The 20,436-nt window shown below is 69.0% G+C and carries 14 protein-coding genes; 9 read left to right on the top strand and 5 right to left on the bottom strand.

What is annotated here, in order from left to right; translation table 11 throughout:
* The first annotated feature begins 20 nt into the window (after positions 1-20).
* Positions 21-443, top strand: coding sequence for an RDD family protein (locus EAX62_RS17120; protein WP_267897979.1), 423 nt, complete (start codon positions 21-23; stop codon positions 441-443).
* On the opposite strand, the gene EAX62_RS07485 is transcribed toward EAX62_RS17120, so the two are convergent.
* The gene (locus tag EAX62_RS07485; RefSeq protein ID WP_199711202.1) at positions 427-1,431 is read right to left on the bottom strand and encodes an MDR family oxidoreductase; all 1,005 of its coding nucleotides are present in this window, start codon (positions 1,429-1,431) and stop codon (positions 427-429) included. The two genes, EAX62_RS17120 and EAX62_RS07485, sit on opposite strands and share 17 nt — an antisense overlap.
* Before the next feature lie 178 nt (positions 1,432-1,609).
* Here EAX62_RS07485 and EAX62_RS07490 point away from each other — a divergent pair, with 178 nt between their 5' ends.
* From EAX62_RS07490 to EAX62_RS16690, 7 genes are all read left to right on the top strand, one after another.
* Entirely contained in the window at positions 1,610-3,094 is a 1,485-nt protein-coding gene (locus tag EAX62_RS07490; protein ID WP_158600586.1) for a S8 family peptidase, read from the top strand.
* A 218-nt stretch (positions 3,095-3,312) separates the two neighbouring features.
* Positions 3,313-3,885, top strand: a complete 573-nt coding sequence (locus tag EAX62_RS07495) for an RNA polymerase sigma factor (RefSeq protein ID WP_147454051.1) — start codon at positions 3,313-3,315, stop codon at positions 3,883-3,885.
* Positions 3,882-4,352 (top strand): hypothetical protein, encoded by a 471-nt coding sequence (locus tag EAX62_RS07500; protein ID WP_147454052.1) that lies wholly within the window; start codon positions 3,882-3,884, stop codon positions 4,350-4,352. The genes EAX62_RS07495 and EAX62_RS07500 overlap by 4 nt, the downstream gene beginning before the upstream one ends.
* A gap of 1 nt (position 4,353) precedes the next feature.
* Positions 4,354-6,837: a CHAT domain-containing protein gene (locus EAX62_RS07505; RefSeq protein WP_121901096.1), complete on the top strand. Its 2,484-nt coding sequence runs from the start codon at positions 4,354-4,356 to the stop codon at positions 6,835-6,837.
* A gap of 84 nt (positions 6,838-6,921) precedes the next feature.
* Positions 6,922-9,105, top strand: coding sequence for a hypothetical protein (locus EAX62_RS07510; RefSeq protein ID WP_147454053.1), 2,184 nt, complete (start codon positions 6,922-6,924; stop codon positions 9,103-9,105).
* Between the two features lie 11 nt (positions 9,106-9,116).
* The gene (locus tag EAX62_RS07515) at positions 9,117-11,693 is read left to right on the top strand and encodes a hypothetical protein (protein WP_121901098.1); all 2,577 of its coding nucleotides are present in this window, start codon (positions 9,117-9,119) and stop codon (positions 11,691-11,693) included.
* 16 nt (positions 11,694-11,709) lie between these two features.
* Positions 11,710-13,155 (top strand): peptidoglycan-binding protein, encoded by a 1,446-nt coding sequence (locus EAX62_RS16690; RefSeq protein WP_158600587.1) that lies wholly within the window; start codon positions 11,710-11,712, stop codon positions 13,153-13,155.
* 107 nt (positions 13,156-13,262) lie between these two features.
* Here EAX62_RS16690 and EAX62_RS07535 read toward each other — a convergent pair whose 3' ends face one another.
* Both EAX62_RS07535 and EAX62_RS07540 read right to left on the bottom strand, forming a co-directional pair.
* Positions 13,263-13,895: a DUF1707 SHOCT-like domain-containing protein gene (locus tag EAX62_RS07535; RefSeq protein WP_121901099.1), complete on the bottom strand. Its 633-nt coding sequence runs from the start codon at positions 13,893-13,895 to the stop codon at positions 13,263-13,265.
* Between the two features lie 24 nt (positions 13,896-13,919).
* Positions 13,920-15,080 (bottom strand): AAA family ATPase, encoded by a 1,161-nt coding sequence (locus EAX62_RS07540; RefSeq protein ID WP_121901100.1) that lies wholly within the window; start codon positions 15,078-15,080, stop codon positions 13,920-13,922.
* Positions 15,081-15,178: 98 nt separating this feature from the next.
* On the opposite strand from EAX62_RS07540, the gene EAX62_RS07545 reads away from it, so the two are divergent.
* Positions 15,179-17,959: a cation-translocating P-type ATPase gene (locus EAX62_RS07545; protein ID WP_121901101.1), complete on the top strand. Its 2,781-nt coding sequence runs from the start codon at positions 15,179-15,181 to the stop codon at positions 17,957-17,959.
* Between the two features lie 28 nt (positions 17,960-17,987).
* Here EAX62_RS07545 and EAX62_RS07550 read toward each other — a convergent pair whose 3' ends face one another.
* Positions 17,988-18,542, bottom strand: a complete 555-nt coding sequence (locus EAX62_RS07550) for a DUF421 domain-containing protein (RefSeq protein ID WP_121901102.1) — start codon at positions 18,540-18,542, stop codon at positions 17,988-17,990.
* 132 nt (positions 18,543-18,674) lie between these two features.
* Positions 18,675-20,435 carry an ABC-F family ATP-binding cassette domain-containing protein gene (locus EAX62_RS07555; RefSeq protein ID WP_121901103.1) on the bottom strand — a complete coding sequence of 587 codons (1,761 nt, stop codon included), beginning with the start codon at positions 20,433-20,435 and terminating at the stop codon, positions 18,675-18,677.
* Between the last annotated feature and the right edge of the window lies 1 nt (position 20,436).

Below are 20,436 nucleotides of genomic sequence, written 5' to 3' on the forward strand. Positions count from 1 at the left end.
CCCAGATACCCTTGGGTCCCGTGAGCGACGCGTCGTTGTATCCCGGACAAACCCTAGGACTTCCCGAGCATGGGCGTGGTTCCCTGGCAGGGTGGTGGCCACGGATAGGTGCCATGGTGGGCGACTGGGCCGCCAGCATGGTGATTGCCGTCGCCCTGTTCGGAACGGGCGTCATCAATGGTTCCGGATGGCGCGTGTTCATGGTGCTGGCCGTCTATTTCGTGCAGGCCAGTGTGCTGACGGCACTGACGGGCGGTTCCTTCGGACAGCTGATCGTTCGCATCGGCGTCATCCGGCTGGACGGCGAACCGCTCGGATGGTGGCGCCCGTTCGTGCGTACTGCCCTGAAGTGCATGGTGATCCCACACATCGTCGTGGGAGCCGAACGGCGCCCACTCACAGACATGATGTTGTCCACCGTGGTGGTCACGCGTCGGGGTTGATGGCCACGAGGATGCGACCGTGGGACTGCCCGTCCAACAGTCGCTCCGCGGCAGCGATGGCGCCCTCCAGCGGTACCGTCTCCGTCAGTGAGTCCAGCACGTCGAGGTCCAGGTCCCGGGAGAGCAGGTCCCATGCCCTCGTGCGGGCACCCGGCTGGGCCCATACCGAGTCGATGCCTGCGAGCGTCACCCCACGCAGGATGAACGGCATCACGGTGGTGGGCAGATCCGCGGATCCCGCCAGACCGCACGCAGCCACCACACCCCCCGGCCTCGTCTGTGCCAGGGCGTTGGCCAGCACCGCGCCACCGACGGCGTCCACCACCCCGGCCCACCGGGCCGACTGCAGCGGTTTGCCGTACGACGAGAGTTCCGAGCGGTCGACCAGCGACGTTGCTCCGAGCCGGGTGAGGTAGTCCCGGAACTGGTCGGCGCGGCCAGTGAGCGCCGCCACCTCGAATCCTGCGCGGGCCAGGAGCATCGTCGCGATGGAGCCGACGCCACCCGTCGCGCCCGTGACGAGCACGGGTCCATCATCGGGTGAGACACCCTCATGGACGAGGCGGGACACCGCCAGCGCCGCCGTGTACCCAGCGGTGCCAAGTGCCGCGGCACGGGCGGGGGTGATGGCGCGGGGGAGGGGGATGGCCAGGGCAGCGTCGATGTGAGCGCGCGTGGCCAGCCCTCCGTGCCGGTTCTCGGACTGCCCGGCACCGTTGAGGACGATCCAGTCGCCGGGCGCGAATCGTCCGTCGTCGGATGTCACGACGGTGCCCACGAGGTCTATGCCTGCCACCAGGGGTGTCTGGCGCACCACACCCGGACGCCCCGTCAGCGCCAGCGCATCCTTGTAGTTGATCCCCGAGAAGGCGACGTCGACGACGGTCCCGCCGTCGCCCAGAAAGGACTCGGACACATCCTCCAGCGTCGCGACGCGGCTCGGTCGGCTGTCAGAGGGCACTTCCCGAACCACTATTGCTCGAACCATGCCTCCGACCCTATCCATTGATCGAGTGGCTGTAGTGCTGTTCGCCCTGAACAATCCCGGCCACTTCGGATGTGCGCGACCCCGGGGGAATAGGCTCGAGAAACCAGGGATGGCGTATGTGTCAGCGCAGTGCCGGCGCCGCCTCGTGCTTCCCGGGAACAGTGGAAGGGCCACCACCATGAGGAGTGTCGAGCAGCCGGGAAGCAACCCCGTTCCGCAGGTCGATCCGGACGTCGCCGCCGCGTGGGGTGCGCGGCTGTGGGGTCCCGGGGCGGGACGTTCCACCGCCTACATCGCGGATTCGTTGCTGGTGACAGCCGAGCCGGACGAGTTGGCGGGGCTGCTGGAAAAGATCGCTGCAATCTCCAAGGAACTGGGCATCGGCATCGAACCCGTGACATTGGGCATCCGGATGAGGATGCAGGATCCGCCCGTACAGCTCCATCCCGTGACCAACGCGGTGAAGCTGTACGGGGACCCCGAGATCGTCGATGCCGTGCAACTTCTTTTGCGTGTGCGACGCGCAGGCATCACCCAGGTCTCCCTGGATCACCTCCTCGTGGCTGCCCCGTACTACGCGGGGGTTCCGTACTATGCGGGTGTTCCCTACTACGCGGGTGTGCCGTACTACGCAGGGGTGGGCGCCCCGGTCACGACCTATGGCACCCCGGGGATGGGTGGACGCAGCCCGGTGGCCGTGGTCCTGCACGACCCCGCCGCGCACCGACGGCGCCTCGAGCGGCCCCCTGTGGTGGTGGTGCCGGACACAGGGCTCGAAGAGCACCCCTGGTTCACGGACGAGACGATGGCCACGGCCGAGGTGCGGGTGGACGGCCAGCTCCTCGGGCGCCACGGCACGGTCTCCGGCTCCTCCACACCGGAGCCCCCGCGCAATCCCCTCGACGGCAGCCTTCTCCCGTACGCCGGACACGGAACCTTCATCGCCGGCCTCATCCGGCAGCTGTGCCCCGAGGCGCGCATCCTGGGGATACCCGTCATGACTGACGACGGCGTCGTGTCGGAGTCATGCCTCCTCGCGACGCTCCAGTCGTTGCAGGCACGCCAGGTGAGTGCGCTCGGCGGCGGGGAGCAGGACCAACTCATCGACGTTCTCAGCCTGTCGCTCGGGTACTACCACGAGGCGCCTGATGATGCCCTGGCCGACGGACCGCTGGGCCTCCTGCTGGAGAACTTTGGCCGGCTCGGGGTACTCGTGGTGGCGGCGGCCGGCAACAATGCCACCACCTCGCCCATGTTCCCCGCAGGATTCGCCGAGGGCCCCGTGGAGGTGGGGCGCCTGCCACTGGTGGGTGTGGGAGCGCAGAATCCGGACGGCACGGTTGCCTACTTCAGCAATGCTGGCCCGTGGGTGAGCTGCCACCGTATGGGGGCGGCCCTCGTCAGCACCATGCCGGTGGGGTGCGGGGGCGACCGGCAGATGATGGCCTCCCTCGACCACGAGGGTCACCACCGCGGCACCATCGATCCCGATGGGTTCTCCGGTGGGTTCGGCGTGTGGAGCGGCACATCGTTTGCCGCCCCCGTCCTGGCAGGGGCTCTGGCCGCGCATCTGAGTGACGATGATGGCCCGTCCTTCCTCCAGAGCAGCGTGGATCGCGGCTGGAAGGCGCTGGCGGCTGAGCTCGGCTGGAAGCGGCCCTGACGGGCACCTCGGAGCCCGGCCCGAATGCCGTGGGGTGGTTGGACGAACCGCCCCGTCGGGAGGGGCAACAGGCATAGGCTCGGCGTGAGGGGCCGGGCGTCGACGTCGGATGTATCACCAGTGCGCCCTCGTCCCTCTTGGATGTCGAGGAAGCTCTGCGGGAGGACCGACATGACAAGACACGCAAGGCCCCAGCCATCACACGCTGGGGCCCGGCCATGACCGAGACCACCAGCCTCGTGAAGGAGGCCGCCTCGCTGTTCAGCGAGTTCCGCGACGGGCAGCGCGGCAGCATCGACCCTCTCGTCAGGCTGATGACACCCACGATGTGGCACATGGCCCGATCCTGCGGCCTCAGCAGCGGCGACGCAGAGGATGTGGTGCAGAGCGTCTGGCTTGCGCTGGTTGCCAAGGCCGACACAGTGCGTGACCCCGCCACGGTGGTGGCCTGGCTGGGCACCAGCGTCCGGCGTGAGTCCTGGCGTGTGAGCCGCGAACGACGGCGCGCCCAGCTGCGCAACGACCTGCCGGAGCGCCCGGACCCAGCGCCTGGGCCCGCAGAGAAAGTGGTGCTCGACGAGACACAGCAAGCTCTGTGGAGGCATCTGAGTTCCCTCTCGCCCCGCTGCCAGGCGCTGCTGCGCGTCATCAGCCGCGGTGGCCCGCCGGACTACGCCGCGCTGGCGCAGTCGCTGGGGATTCCGGTGGGCTCCATCGGACCAACGCGCGGCCGGTGCCTCGTCGCCCTTCGCCGATCACTCCTGAACGACCCTGCATGGAGCCCGTCATGAACGCATCCCTGGACCCACCGATGGACGGACTCGACGAGATGATCCTGGGTCAGTTGGCCTGCCTCTTCGACGCCGTGGATCCGCCGCCGGCCGGCCTCGCTGACGATGTGCTGTTCACCCTGTCCCTGGCGGCGCTCGACGCAGAACTGGCCACGCTGGCCGACGCGTCGGCGCTGCAGTTGCGCACCAGCGCCGCGTCACCGTCGGACACTGTGACGTTCACGAGTTCGGCGCTGCAGCTGATGGTCTCGGCCACCCCCGACGGGGACGGTCTGCGGATCGACGGCTGGATCACCGGCGGTGGTCTCCGGGTGGAACTGATCGCCGGCACCACATCGTGGAGTGCCACCTCGGACGTCAACGGCCGACTCGTCTGGCATGGAGTGCCGCACGGCGCCATCAGGTTCCTCATGCACCGAGATGATGAAGGCTCCCGCACGGTCCTGACACCGCTGATCGAGCTCTGACGTGGGGGACGCAGCACTTCTGGAGGCGGTGGACTCGGCCTACCGGCAGGCCCGCGCCGCCATCGCCCAGTACCAACTGCCTGAGGCGCGCGTCCATCTCACGGAGGCGAGGCGGCTCCTCAAAGGCCTCGGTGCAACGGAGCGCTTCGAACCTGACGTGCGGATACGGCTGACCGAGTCGTGGCTGATCTTTGACGACCTGGGTCTGGGGGCAGCTCTGAGTCACCTGTCGGCGGCGCGACGCGACGCCGAATCGGCGGACCGGGACGACCTGCGGAGCCTCGCCCACCTCCAGGCAGGGGTACTCAACGCCAGGGCCGGGCACATCGAGGACGCGATGGAGCAGTTGAGGGCGGCCGTGGAAGTCGCCGTGGGGCTGCCTGCCGAGGACCGTGTGCGGCTGCTCATCAACAAGGGAACCATCGGGGCGCAGGCGGGGGCATTGTCCGAGGCCGCCGCGGATCTGAGGGCCGCCGTTGGGCTGGCGACAGACCTGCCCCAGTACCGCTTCATGGCCACCCACAACCTCGGTTTTGTGGAGTACCTGCGCGGAGACCTGCCGGCGGCGCTGCGGTGGATGGCGGAGGCGGACGAGATGGGGGGTGGCGTCGACCGTGCCGTCGCGCGGCTCGACCGGGGGCGGGTCCTCATGGAGGTGGGGCTCGTGGAGGATGCCGCGCCGTTACTGGCGCAGGCCGCCGTGCAGATGCGGGCCGCTCACATGTCCGAGGAGTTGGCGGACACGATGCTGGAGCAGGCCCGCTGCGCGTTGTTGCGTGGAGACACCGGTGACGCTGTGCGCCTCGTGGACGAGTTGGTGAGCAACGATGCCGGGCGCGGCGAGCGGCAACGGGAACTCGACGCCCGTGCCGTGCGCCTCGAAGCGCTCGTGAACGCCACCGCCACCAGCCCCGGCCTCGTGCAGGAGGCAGCCGAGCTGGCCCGGTCAGCCGCGGGGGCCGGCATCGCGTGGGTGGCGGACAGGGCCACCGCATCCTGGGCCATCCTTGCCGGCGGGGCGGGTGAGGTGGTGGACGATCCCGGCGTGGTGCGTCGTTTGCAGCGGATGAGGACCTCGCCGTACCTGTCCACCCGTGTCCTTGCGATCCTCGCCCAACTGAGCCTCCCGTCCACTGCGGGGCGTCGCTCCCACCTGGTGCGCGCCGCCGCGCGGGATGTCGCCGTGGCCAGGGCGGGCATGTCCAGCCTGGACCTGCGCACCGCACTGGCCATCCACGTGGCACCCCTCATGGCGCTCGACATGGAGCACGCGGTGGCTGGGGGACGTGCATGGGTGGCGCTGTCCGCCATGGAGCGGTGGAGGACAGCGCTCGACAGCGTTCCTTCCGTGGTGCCGTCGTCGAACCCTGCCGTGGCGGCCCTGTGGTCCACCCTTCGCCAACGCCACGAAGACCTGCGCAGCGTTCCGGCCAGCGGTGCGCAGAGCCTGCTCCTGCAGGTCTCCGGTATCGAGAGTCAACTGCGCGAGGCCTCCTGGGCGCACGGCACGGCCCCCGCGGTGCCACGCCACGCACCGCTGCGCCGGCGGGACGTGGGGGCGGCCACGGTCCTCAGCTACGCCGTCGTGGCTGGCTCCGTGTGGGTGGTCGTGGTCTCCACCTCCGTGAGGGCTCAACTGCTGCGGGTGGGTGACCGTGATCACACGATGGATCTCGTGGCACGCACGACGGCGGACGCACACGCCGCCGCGCATGCCCCGCACGGACCCCTGGCGGCAGGCATCCGCAGCTCCTTGGATGCCGGCCTCCGGCAACTCGACAGGGCACTGCTGCCCGACCTGCCGGATGGGCCCGTGGTCATCGTGCCGGGCGGGGCACTGGTGCACCTTCCCTGGGGAATGCTGCCGCGGCTGCGCCACCGCAGCGTCACGCTCAGTCGTTCAGTGACCGCCTGGCGCGACGGCCTCACTCTCCTCGGGGCGACGCCCGCCGTCGCGGTGGCCGTGGGGCCCGGTCTCGGGTTGGGGCAGCGCGAGGGGGACGGAGTCCTCTCCAGTTGGGTGAACGCCAGGCAGGTCGACGGGGAGCCGGCGGCTGTGGCGGCGGCGTTGGTGGGCAACGACGTCGTGCATGTGGCCGCACATGGCGTCCACCGGTCGGACAACCCGTTGTTCTCGTCGCTGCACCTGCACGGAGGGTCCCTGTTCGCCCACGAACTGGAGGGTCTCCCGCTCGGGGCGTCCCTCGTGGTGTTGTCCGCGTGCAGCGCGGGACGAGCGAGGCTGAGGCCGGGGGACGAGGCGTTGGGGCTGACATCGAGCCTGCTCGCCATGGGTGTGCGCTCGGTGGTGGCGCCACTCACGGACGTCCCGGATGAGGTGGCGTGCGACACCATGGCGGAATTCCACGTCCGGCTTGCAGCGGGTGAGGAGGGCCCCGCAGCGCTGGCAGCGGCGAGTCAGAGCCTCCTTGCACGCAGCTTCACGTGGTTCGGGTCGAGTTGGCGGATGGAGCACCCAGGGTGACGGGCATGTATCACCGAACAGGGTGGCACCTCTTGGTGGTGTGACGCGAACTGCGTCGAGCACCGAGACGAAAGGCACACCACCATGCCAGCACAAGCCATGGGGCCCACCTACGCGGGAGGCTCCCAGCCGATCATCAAGGACGGCTACTCGATTCTCTACCTGCCGGACGTCAACAACCGTGAGCTGATCGCCGCGGGCGAGTCGCCCGTCTACTACTACATCCCCAACCAGGTCCGGATGGCACGCAAGGAGGGGCCCGACAAGGGCGACTACCTGTTCAACATGCTGCGCTTCGCCGGAACTGGCGGCGAGGGTGTCATCGGCGGTGGCGGGGACGTGGCCGGCGGGGTCCTGACGTTCTCCGTGACGGGTGACCTGCCCGCCACGACGCGGGAGCAGGCCGAGGAACAGATCACGGAGCAGGTGATGGGCTCCACCGACAGCTTCTGGGGGGCCGCCGGTTCCCGGAAGCCACCACTGTTCCGGCCCGCCATCATCGCCGCGTCCACCACGAGCGTCTCCAATGTGGCGCCGACACCGCGTGGCTTCCCCGCCATGCCCACTGGCACGCGCAGCACCACCGGCAGCGACATCACCTACACCGGCGCGCCGCCCGCTCCCGGCCGCCGTGCGCGCGACGGTGACCCCGCGGCCGGCGGTGACCCGGCACCGACCGGCGGCGACAACAACCTCGACCCCTGGTACTGGCTCATGCAGGGGCAGGGCGCCGGGTCCATCGACCCGTCCGGCACCCATGCGTTCAGTGGGCTCCTGGGCTCCTACCCGGCTGCGATCTGCTGGGCCGCCTTCCAGGGCACGGCTTCGCCACTGATCGTGATGCAGAACTACAAGCTGAAGGTCTGGTCGCCAGTGGTGACGGTCAAGATCCACGGGCACTGGGAGAAGATCTTCACGCACTTCTCTGCCGCCGCAAGCGGACGATACCTGTGGGCGTCGGTGGACCTGAAGGCCGAGTTCAACAAGATGAAGACCGACGGCACCATCACGGTGGAGACGCTGGTGGACACCACCCTGCCGGATGCGGACAAGATCGCCGAGCGGCTGCAGGAGCGCACCGACCTCGTGTTCAGCAAGTTCATGGAGCAGGCACAGAAGGTCATCTTCGACCCGCCGCAGCCACAGGTGGAAGCCGCGCAGGCCTCCTCCGGAGGGCTCACGCCGTGGGGGGCGGGTGTGGCGCTGAAGTATCGGCGCGACGAGACACAGCTCGACCTCACCTACGAGGAGACGTCGCAGTTCGCCTACCTGCAGGACCACACCATCTCCAGTTCCCTGGCCGGCATGTTCGACGAGATGCATGCCGACCCCGAGGCCGAACGCAAGTACTTCCAGACCGTCTACCTCGACGACTGGCCCCGTCGACTCGCCCGCGTGCTGCGCCCCGTGGCCGCGTGGGCCGACGGGGCAGTGGAGTTCCTGTCCGTGCAGGTGGGCTACCCGAACACGCAGGGCGCCATCAACTGGGAGGGCCACAGCTTCTCCGGCTCCGACGGCAACGACGGCACCTGGAAGTTCCAGACAGCCCAGAAGCAGGCCTCCGACGTCACGAACGCTCCGACCGGTTGGACGCCGGACATGACGTGGGTGAAGCGGAAGGTGCACCTGGCGGAGCCGCCCAGCGACATCCAGGACCCCTACCACCGCATCCAGATCGAGAGGAACGTCATCGACCTGGACCCCGGACCCAACGGCACACTGCTGAACGACACCACCCTGGAGGTGCGTGCGGACAGCGCCGGCCGTCTGGCGGTGGGCCCCATCCAGCTCGGAGTCATGCTGACCGACAACAGCCAGGTGGTGGAGGCCGTCTTCGAGGCCACCGACGAGACCGGTGAACCCGCCGGCATGCCGCAGGTGCGCTTCCGCTGGAACCACGGCGATGTCGACGTCGATCGGACGTGGGCGATCTTCACGGGCGACCCTGCGTTCCGGCCTTTCTACCGCTACCAGGTGTCGGTGACTGTCAAAGGCACGCTCTTCGAACCGGGACGTGCATGGTCCGGCGGCTGGGTTCGCACCAGTGGCAACGGTCCCATCATCGTCGACATCCCGCGGCCCGACCAGCCGGGCGTGACCGTGCGCTCGGTGCCGGAGGACCGGATCCGGGGTCTGCGCGCACTGGCGGCACCACGGGAAGGGCAGCTGCCCGCGCCAGCCGCCCCCGCCGCCGAGTCCGCCGTCAACGGGACCCGCGGCGGACCGGATGCCTCCACGGTGCTCCGCTTCCGCAACTACCAGGTGTGAGGACGACGACCATGGTTGCCGCCCCCGGTGCCCCCAGTACCCCCGGTTTTTTCGTGTCGCTGGTCCGCGACGCCGCGGGGCGGCCCCGCCTCTCCGCGACGTTCATCGTGTCCCGGCCGCCGACCCCGGACGAGCGCCTCGGCGACCTGGTGGAGCACGTCACGTTGACCGCCGAGCTGCAGGCGGACGTGGAGGGCACGCTGCCCCTGGCGGTCGCGTTCGAGGTGGTGGGCCATCCGAGCAGCTGGGTCTGGGTGGACGGCCCCTTCGGCCGGGGCGCCCTCAGCCTCATCCTCTCCGGGACACAGGCGGCGGACCTCCTGCGGGCCGTCGCCTCGAGGTCCGGGGGTCCGCACCTGCACGCGGAGGTCCTCCTCGCGGGCGGCACCGTCGAGACCGAGGTGCCGCTGGGGGAGTTGCTCGGCACCGAGCTGGACGGTGACCCGGCCTGGTTGCGGGTCGTCACCCTGGGGGGTGACGCCCTGGTGGAGGTACCGCCGGTCCGGCGCCCCCGGGCCACGCCGTCGGGATTCACCAACGTCGTCATGCTGCAGGGGATCCACGCGATGCCCCTGCAGATGGCGGTCCGTCCCGAGGTCACCCGGCCGGAGCCGTTCATACCGATGCAGCCGCAGATGCTGGTGCACGGCACATTCGAGACGTTCACTGCCATGGCGCCGGTCGTGGACACCAGTGGGCCGGTCCTCCCCAGTGCCGGGGCCCTCATGAAGGACCGCGCCGACCCTGCACGGCGGTGGTACGTGCCCACGTGGGGCTTCGACGCTCCCGCGCGGGGCACGGCACCCGAGGCGGCAGCGTTCCGGTTCACGGTGCGCTCCGACGGTCACACCAGCGACGGCCGTGAGGCGATCATCGCCACGATTTCCATCCGGCTGCGCGAGTCCGTGCCTGCGGCGGCCGAGGAGGTTGCCACGGACGTGGACGAGACCGCGGTGCGGCCCGTCGTCCTGGACGACCTCCGCGTGTCATTGGCGATCCCGTTTCGTGACCCCGGTGAGGCAGAACGGGTGCAATACCACCCGGCCGCCTCGACCACGCGCGGCGACGGCGTGCTGGCGGTGACGTTCGAGCTGCGGGACCAGTGGGCCCGCATGGCCTATGGGGCCCTCTCCTCTCGGGGATTCCAGTCCGTCCCCGCCCGACTGGTTGTCACGGCCACCCACCGGGGCTGGCAGAGCGTTCCGTGGTCCCGTGTGCTGGGCGGGACCAAGGAGATCGGGCTCACGGGTGTTGCCGGCGCCATGCAACACCCGGCCATTGCCCAGCTGGCCCAGAACCGGTTGGCGGTCCTCGGCAATCCCCTCCTGCTGGACGCCGCGCAGATCGCGCCACTCATGCAGCGCCGGTGGGTGCCGGGCCAGGCCACCGTGACCGTGCCGCCCATCGATGTCTTCGTCGACTGCGGCATTTCCGGCGACCTCTATCGTCGCGTCCAGGGTGCAGAGGAGAGCGCCATAGGGTGCCAGTCAGCCTTCAGCCTCGGCCAGGGCGACCCCCGCACCCACGAACCCGTTCAGGTGGCTGCGGCCGGCACTTGTGCACGGGTGTTGCGCAGCCTCACGCGCCCAGGGGTGTTCCTGGTGGTGGCGACCACCCACTGCGTGGGGCGCTACGGCCCTGACAGTGGGGAGCGTGCCTACAGGCCCACGCTCCTGCTGTCCTCCACCCTGGACGCTGACGATCCCGGCAACATCCGGTGCGTCCTGGCAGCGGGGTTGCAGCCCGACCTCCCGCCCCACATTCGTGCCGCCATCGTCGACGAACTGGAGGAGGCCGAGGGTGGGCCGGTCCAGCTCGAGGACCCGTGGCAGGCGGGATTGTCCCCCACGCTGGCCTGGGCCGTGCCGCCGACGGTTCAGGTGGAGGCCGTGGCGTCGGACACGGGGTTCGCCGTGCTGCTGGACACCGACATTCCCGGTTTCCTGACGCTGCAGAACCTGCTGCGCACCAGCGGCGTCAGCGGGCTCGCCCGCTGGAGCCTCCCGGACGGTACGGAGGTGACCAGCACGCTGCGGCTGGCCCTGGACCGCATCACCGGTCCCAGGACCGGATTCGTCCAGATCACGGGGTCAGGTACCCGACGCCAGCTCATCAACAGGCTGGGTCGACGGGTCGCCGTGGGGGAGCTCCGCGCAGGTCGCCGGGTGCTGGCCACCGTCGGGCAGGTCCTGGACCCAGCCGGGTCACTCGAGGTCACGCTGGAGCAGGACACCCCCGACGTGGTGGTGGAGGCCACCGTCGAGCCCGGGGCGGAAACCCTGGAGGAGATGCGCGCCTACGTCGAGGACCTGCAACTGAAGCTGACCCTCGTCGCTGACACGGCCATCCCGGCCGGCGACGCCATCGTCGTCACCGCCCACCTGGTGGACGACACCGACATCCGCACCGTGACGCTCCATGCCAGCCACCGTCAGGACGAGCTGGTGTTCGCGCTTCCCCTGACCCGCTACCTCGCCCACCCCGTCCTGAAGGTGAGGACGGAGGGCACAGGCATTCTTTCCACCAGTTTCACCTGGTCCATCCGCGACCAGGGCGTACTCATCCCCATTCCCGCTGCTCACATTTGAGAAAGGACCGATCACCATGACCGGCTATTCACTGCACATCGGCCTCAACCACGTCGATCCCACCGCGTATCCCGCCGACTGGGACTCCACCCTGCAGGGGTGCCACAACGACGCCCACGACATGGAGGCCATCGCCGCCGGTCAGGGGTTCCAGAGCCGAACGATGCTGGACGAGGTGGCAACATCCAGTTCCGTGTTGGCGGCCATCGCCGACATGGCCCGACGCTCCCAGCCCGGCGACATCACGCTCATCTCCTACTCGGGGCACGGCGGTCAGGTCGACGACTACAACGGCGACGAGGAGGACCACCAGGACGAGACCTGGGTGCTGTGGGACCGGCAGGTGTGTGACGACGAACTCCACGCCGTCTACCGCCAGTTCCCGGCCGGCAGCCGCATCATCGTCGTGTCCGACTCCTGCCACAGCGGCACCGTGGCGCGCAGTGTGTTCCAGCTCGCCATGCGCGACGCGATGGCGGCGACACAGGACGGCCACGAGTTCTGGGGGGAACAGATCAGTCTGCAGCCGGGCCGACCCAGGGCCATGCCCGTGGGCACCAGCAGCCGTGACGCCCACGACCGGGCGGATGTGTACCGCATGGTGCAGGCCCTCTCCGGGCCCCGTGACCTGACCGACTTCCCGGCCGAACTGATTCTGCTGGCTGGCTGCCAGGACAACCAGTTCTCCTACGACGGCAACGGCAACGGTGCCTTCACGGGAGCTTTGAAGAGTGTCTGGGCCGGTGGTGGGTTCCAGGGGGACCACCGCAGCTTCCTGAACCGGATCGCATCCCAGCTGCCCAGCGATCAGGTACCCAACTACTTCACGGTGTCGGCCTCCGCAGGGTTCCAGGCGCAACGACCATTCACCGTGGCTCCGGCAGGAGGCGGGGGAGCGGTGGGAGTGACACCCGTGGCGCGACCCACCCTTCGCCAGGGCGACCGGGGTGCAGACGTGAAGTACCTCCAGCAGAAGCTGGTGGAGGGCGGCGCCTGGCTCAGCGTCGATGGTGTGTTCGGTGCCGGCACCGCCGGGGCCGTGCGCACCTTCCAGTCCGCTCACGGACTGGGCGCCGACGCCGTGGTGGGTCCCGCGACCTGGGCTGCACTGGACAGCGGGGGCGCGACCCCGGTGCCCCAGCCGCAACCCGAACCTCAGCCGCAACCCGAACCTCAGCCGCAACCCGATCCGGAGCCCCAACCCGATCCGGAGCCCCAACCAGCACCGGAGCCCGATCCCGCACCGGAGCCGACTGCCCCGGTCCGGCCGACGCTGCGGCGCGGTGCACGCGGCGATGACGTCGTGTACCTGCAGAAGTGCCTGGTGGCTCGCGGGTACTGGCTGTCCGCCGACGGCTCGTTCGGTGCGGCCACCGAGTCGGCCGTCCGATCGTTCCAGCGGAGCCAGAGCCTCTCGGCCGACGGGGTCGTGGGTCCGCAGACGTGGTTGGCGCTGGGCTGAACCGCCTGTGGGGGAGCTGTTCAACAGCCGTGAAGGAGTGGGGTTCGCGCATCGCGGACCCCATTCCCATGCGCACCACAGGACAGGATCACGCGGCGTGTCACGACTCAGCCGGCCCGACCGAGTTCGCGGCGGGTGGGATGGCGGACCTTTAGCGCCCCCGCCGTACGGCCGCGCACCGTGATGCGGGGCAATGCCGCAGGCGAGCGAGTGGCCACACGGCTGGAGATGGTGCCGGACATACCGCTGGTCTGGACCTCGTGGGTGTCCACACACCACCCCTGGGGGACCACGAGGGTGATGGTGCCGCTCGAACTGGTGATCACGAGGTCGACGACCGCACTGTGGCATGTGGCCTGCGTCATGTCCAGCTTCACGTACCCCCACCCGGTGTTGATCTCCAGGAAGGGGGGCACCTCCCAGGCACCGCTACGGACGGTGGTGTGCATCCATTGCCCGTCGAAGACCAGCGGGTTGTCCCACCGGTAGCCGGGCCCGTCCCCCAGCGGCGCAGCCGTCGCCAACGACCGCTCCATGTCCGCACTCGGGACGAGGTCGGCCAGCACTGCGGCGAGGTCCTTGCGGATCCTCGCACCCAGTGCGGACTCGACTCTCTGCGCCAGCTCGTCGAAGTCGAGGCGGCCGTCCGCGGCCGCTTCGCGCAGGATGGCGACGGTGTGGTCCCGTTGCCCCGTTGTCACGCGCAGGCGAGCGTCGGGCACCTCGGGAAGCAGACTCATGCGCACAGACTGCCAGACAGCGGGTCAGCGCGATCCCCACTCCCATGGCGGCCGCGACAGCAACCCCTGGTCCCGGACGATTGTCTCACCGAGGTTCTTGGCGAGCTCTATGACTTCCAGATCATCGGAGCGGCCGTGTTCGGCGAGGGCCACCCGCAGGTGCTCGACGAGGGCCAGGGAGTGCGTCACCACCACGAGTTGCGTGTCGGTGGACGCGCGGGCAATGAGGCGGCCCAGTGGGCCGAGAAGCCCCGGGTGGAGGCTGTTCTCGGGTTCGTTCACGGCCATGAGTGGAGGGCGATTGGGCGCCAGGAAGGCCGCCAGCCACATGAGGTGTCGCAGTGTCCCGTCGGAGAGTTCCGCACTGCGCAGCGGCCGCAGCATGCCTGGCTGCTGCAGTGCCACGTCGAACAGCCCGTCACTGTTCACGACACCCAGTTGGGCGCCGTCGAATGCATCGGCGACGGCCTCGGCCAGCGGTTCCCGTCCCCGTTCGATAATGGTCTGGAGGGCCGCCGCCAGATCGGAGCCGTCGTGATCCAGTGCCCACGTGCGGGTTCCCACACGCGGCTGCCGTGCGGGGGAGCCTGCGTCCACTCGCAGTGCGTCGTAGAACCGCCAGGAGGCGAGCTCGTCGCGCAGGACGCGGAGTTCCCGGAGCGCAGCCCCACTCAGGAGGCTTGCGTGGGTGGGGAGCCGGTCCTCCAGGGTCTGCCACGGCCCATCGTCGCGGACGTCCACCTGTGAGCGCTTGCGCCGGGCCAGGAGGGTGGCGGGTCGCATGATGGGACCCACCCACACGGCCTCCCGCTTGATCTCCGGATCGCGGTTGAACAGTGTCTCGCCGGGCACGGGTAAACCGAGGTCCACCAGGTAGGACAGGGAATCGCCGCCCACGCCCAGCTTCAGGGAGATGGGTCCGCGGCGGAGTGTGCCCTGCACGGCGTGTCCGCGGCGCGCGGCGGCGAGCGACTCCGGTCCGGCCCACAGCACCGAATCCAGTCCACCCTCCCGCGCCAGGGAGCCCGCCACGTCACCCTGCCCGCATGCGGCCAGCAGGCGCAGGGCCTTGTAGAGGTTGGATTTTCCTGCCCCGTTGGGGCCCAGTACCACCGTGACCCGCCCCAACCTCACCACCACGTCCCGCAGCGACCGGTAGCCGTGGATCGCGAGCGTCGTGTACATGCATGGCAGCCTACGAGTCCAGGCCGACAATTCGATCCCGGGCATAGTCTGGAGGCGAAGCCCCGCCGCAGCGGGCCGCGTGCACCCAGGGAGAACCAATGACCGGCACCGATACGCACACCGACCCCAGCCAGGTGGAGGCCGCGCACGTGGCCGAACAGCATGGGGTGAACCCGGCCACAGGTCTGTCCACCACCGAAGCGGCCGGACGGTTGGAGGCCGATGGCCCCAATGCGCTGCGGCAGAAGCCGGCGGAGCCCCTCTGGCGCAAAGTGCTGCGCCAGTTCCAGGACCCGTTGGTGTACCTGCTGTTGGTGGCCATGGTCATCTCCCTGGCGGCGTGGCTGGCCGAGGGGGAAGGGGGGTGGCCCATTGACGTCATCGTGATCGGCATCATCGTGATCGCCAACGCCGTGATCGGTTTCGTCCAGGAGAGGAAGGCAGCCGACGCGGTGGCTGCGCTCGCCAGCATGACGGCTGTGATGTCCACCGTGCTGCGCGAAGGCAGGCTCGAGTCAGTGGCCTCCCGGGACCTGGTGAAGGGCGACATCCTGGCCCTGTCCGAGGGCGACTCCGTGGGGGCGGACGCCCGGCTGCTGACCGCCACGGGTCTGCGGATCCAGGAGTCCTCCCTGACGGGCGAGTCGGAGGCCGTCGACAAGGGCACTGACGTCCTGTCCGGCAGAACGGCCATTGGTGACCGCCGCAACATGGTGTTCAAGGGCACCGCCGTGGTGCAGGGCGTGGGACGTGCCGTGGTGACATCCACGGGCATGGACACCGAGATGGGTGCCATTGCGGACATGCTGGATCGCACCGAGTCGGAGCCCTCCCCCCTCCAGAAGGAGGTGGCGCTCGTCAGCAAGACGCTGGGCATTGCCGTGATCGTGATCGCCGTGGTGGTGATGGTGGCACTGGTGCTCATCAACGGGGTCGAATCGGCGCAGGACCTCGTGACCATCCTCCTCCTGGGGGTGTCGCTGGCCGTCGCGGCGGTGCCGGAGGGTCTGCCGGCCATCCTATCGCTCGTCCTGGCCATCGGCGTACAGGCCCTGGCGAAACGCAATGCGGTGATGAAGGACCTGCACTCCGTGGAGACCCTTGGCTCGGCGTCGGTGATCTGCTCCGACAAGACCGGGACGCTGACGCGCAACGAGATGACGTTGAGGACTGTGGTCACAGCCTCCGGGGAGTTGGATCTCAGCGGTACGGGTTACCGGCCCGAGGGTGGCGTGGTGGGGGACCCGTCGGAGGATGCCCTCTTCGAAGCACGGACGGTGCTGGTGGGCGGCTCGCTCGCCAACAATGCCGAACTGCGCCAGGCAGATGACTGGGACATTCAGGGGGACCCCACCGAGGCGGCCTTTCTCGTGGCCCAGCACAAGTTCGACGGCGCCCCCGAGCGCGTGCAGGCCTACGAGCGACTGGCGGAGGTCCCGTTCACCTCGGAGCGCAAGATGATGTCCGTGCTGAACAAGGAGAACAGCACAGGCACCAGAAGACTGTTCTCCAAGGGTGCACCGGACGTCCTGCTGACCCGATGCACCAGTGTCCAGGTGGGCGGCGGCATGATTCCCCTGGACGAGGAGCAGCGTGCCGTGATCTCAGCGTCGGTCGACCGGCTCTCATCAGAGGGGTACAGGACGCTGGCGGTGGCCCACAGGAACCTTGACGACGAACCCGGGGACGACGTCGACGGGTCCGCGGAGGAGTGCCTCATCTTCGTGGGCGTGGTGGGCATCATGGACCCGCCGCGCGAAGAGGCTGCCGCTGCCATCAGGGAGGCACACCGGGCCGGCATCCGGACCGTCATGATCACGGGCGACCACCCCGTTACCGCGGCACGAATCGCTGCTGACCTGGGCCTCGCGGAGCCTGGCGCGGTGGCGCTGACGGGTGCGCAGCTGGACGAGCTGGACGAGGACGGCTTCAGACAGGCCACGCGGGTGACGTCCATCTACGCCCGCGTGGCCCCCGAGCACAAGCTGAGGATCGTCGACGCGCTGCGGGCCGACCGGCAGGTGGTCGCCATGACGGGTGACGGTGTGAACGACGCCCCCGCACTCAAGGCAGCCGACATCGGCGTGGCCATGGGGATCACCGGCACGGAGGTCACCAAGGAGGCCGCCACCATGATCCTCGCCGACGACAACTACGCCACCATCGTCGCCGCCGTCCGACAGGGCCGCGCCATCTTCGACAACATACGCAAGTTCCTGCGCTACCTCCTGTCCTCCAACATGGGGGAGGTGACCACCGTGTTCTTCGGGGTGGTCCTTGCCGGCGTCCTCGGCATCGAGGACGCCGCGACCGCCGGTGCCATTGCCGTCCCGCTGCTGGCCACCCAGATCCTGTGGATCAACCTGGTCACCGACTCCGGCCCGGCGTTGGCCATGGGCGTGGACCCCGAGGACGGCGACGTCATGGCACGCAGCCCCCGCGGACCGGGGGACCGCATCATCGACCGCCACATGTGGCAACGCGTCGGTTTCATCGGGGTGGTGATGGGGGCCGTCACCCTGCTGACCATCGACATGTTCCTGCCCGGCGGTCTCATCGAGGGCTCCGACTCCCTGACCGTGGCCCGCACCGCCGGATTCACCACGCTGGTGTTCGCCCAACTGTTCAACGCGCTGAACGCACGCTCGGAGACCACGTCGGCTTTCACGGGCCTCTTCACCAACAAGTGGCTGTGGGCCTCCATCGTGCTGGGAGTGGTGCTACAGGTCGCTGTGGTGGAGATCCCGTTCCTGCAGGTGGCGTTCGGAACGGCGTCGCTGGACCTGGCGCACTGGGCCATGGCGACGGCGATGGCGTCGGTGGTGCTGTGGGCCGAGGAACTGGTCAAGCTGGTGCGACGGCTCCGAGGGCGTCGCTGACGGAAATGCCCCGTGCGGGGTTGCTGGATCACTGGGGCGAGTCGTCGAAGAACTGCTCCGGGAGGTGCTCGATGCCGCGGACGTCGGCCATGAGCTTGCGGTCGATGGGAATGCCGCGGCGCATGACGCTGATCTCACCGGTCGTCTCAAGGATCACGCAGGCCACCTCGGTGAGGTGTCGTATGCCTGCCAGCCTGATCTGGCCCAGCAGTTCCTCCTCCGCAAGATGTGTCCGGCGGAGGTTGTCGGTGATGGGCACTGTTCCTGCCATGAGGAGCCACGGGACGTTGTTGAGAGTCCGCGGGTAGAGCGTGAACCGGCGGATCTGGCCGGCCATTGCCTGCATGGCGAACAGGGTGACCAGCGCCAACAATCCGGCCCCGAGCGTGGGGGTGTACCCGAGGGCTGCACGGCCGATGACGGCGCCGAGCGCCACGACCGTGGCGAGGTCGGGGCTGGAGATCCGGGCGAGTGCCCGTTGACCCAGAACCCGGATGATGAGGATGAAACCCCAGTACAGAGCAGCCGTGGAGATGACGACGCTGAGTCCTTCGGCCGGCGTGACCAGCAGTTTCTCCAGCATGGTGGCTCCTTCGCGTGCGTCACGGCCCCCGGGATACTGGTGCGCCAGTGAACAGTAGAACACCGCAGACCAATGTCACACGCCAGTGAGCGCAGCGATGCCCAGATCAGGGCAGCGCAGCGCCTGCGGCACTCACTCGTCGGCCGCCACCAGCCACGCTTCCTCGAGCTCGTCGCGACGGGCCTCCGCGGTGCGCAGGTCCGCAGTGAGCTTGGCCAGATGTTCGTAGTCGCTGGCGGCGCTCGTCATCTGCTCATGGAGCTTGCGAATGATCTTGTCCACCTTCGACAGTTGCGACTCGAGCCGGCTCAGATCCTTCTTCCGCTGCCGTTCACTCGCGGCATCGGAGACGGGCCTGTCACCCACGGTCGCGGTTGCCGAGCCGGCAGCGTGCATGGCCCGGCGTCGGGCAAGGTACTCCTCGACGCCACCGGGAAGCAGCACACAGGAACCGTCGCCGAGCAGCGCATAGCTGACGTCGGTGACGCGCTCCAGGAAGTACCGGTCGTGGCTGACCACGATCAGTGTGCCGGGCCAGGTGTCGAGGTAGTCCTCGATGACGGTGAGCGTGTCGATGTCGAGGTCGTTGGTGGGCTCGTCGAGGATCAACACGTTGGGCTCCGACAGCAGCAGCCGCAGGAACTGCAACCGTCGACGCTCCCCGCCGGACAGGTCGCCGATGCGGGCGACGAGCTTGTCGCCCGTGAAGCCGAACTCCTCCAGCAGGTTGCCGGCCGAGGCCTCGCGCCCGGTGGCGAGCTTCGTCTGCTCCTTGAGGCGGTTCACGGACTGCAGGACACGGTCGCTGTCGTCGAGCTCGCCCACGGCCTGCGACAAGTAGCCCAGCCGCAGGGTCTGGCCACGCTTGATTTTCCCGGCATCCGGCTCGCGCAGGCCTGACAGGAGCTCAAGAAGCGACGTCTTGCCCGCGCCGTTGACGCCCACGAGGCCAATGCGATCGCCGGGACCGATGGACCAGGTGAGGCTGCTCAGCAGGGTGCGGCCGCCGATGGTGTACGTCACGTTCGTGACGTCGAAGACGTCCTTGCCGAGGCGCGTCATGGCGAACTGTTGCAGCGCGATCATGTCGCGCGGCGGAGGCACGTCACTGATGAGTGTCTCGGCAGCGTCGATGCGGAACTTCGGCTTCGAGGTGCGCGCAGGTGCGCCGCGGCGCAGCCAGGCCAGCTCCTTGCGGGCAAGGTTCTGGCGGCGGGCCTCATTCGTGGCCGCCTGCCGTTGCCTCTCCACACGGGCCAGCACGTAGGCGGCGTAGCCACCGTCGTAGGCGTCGATGACGCCGTCGTGGACCTCCCAGATGCGGGTGCAGACGGCGTCGAGGAACCAGCGGTCGTGGCTGACCACAAGCATGGCGAGACCGGCCCGGTTCCGGGCGGCGAGGTGGTCCGCGAGGAAGGCTATGGCCTCGACGTCCAGGTGGTTGGTGGGCTCATCCAGCACCACGAGGTCGTGGCGCTCGAGCAGCACCTCCACGAGGCCGACGCGGCGGCGCTCGCCGCCGGACAACGTCCCGATGAGACGGTCCAGGTCAATGCCGGCCAGCAGGGACTCGACGAGCCCGCGACGCTGCGCGTCGGCGGCCCACACGTGGTCGGGTTCGCCGTTCAGGATGACGTCGCGGACGCTCTCATCCGGATGCCCGACGTGCTCCTGTGTCAGGACACCGATGGAGGTGGAGCCGGAGATGGTGACGCGGCCCTGGTCGGGCTCCAGTTCGCCGGTGAGGATGCGCAACAGGGTGGTCTTGCCGTCGCCGTTGCGGCCGACGACGCCGATGACCTCACCCGCACCGATGCCGGTGGAGATGGAGTCGAGGAGGATACGAGTACCGAATCCGTGCGTGACGGATTCCAGGTTGACGAGGTTTGCCACA

It is taken from the genome of Tessaracoccus antarcticus (assembly GCF_003688855.1).
Classification (GTDB): domain Bacteria; phylum Actinomycetota; class Actinomycetes; order Propionibacteriales; family Propionibacteriaceae; genus Arachnia; species Arachnia antarctica.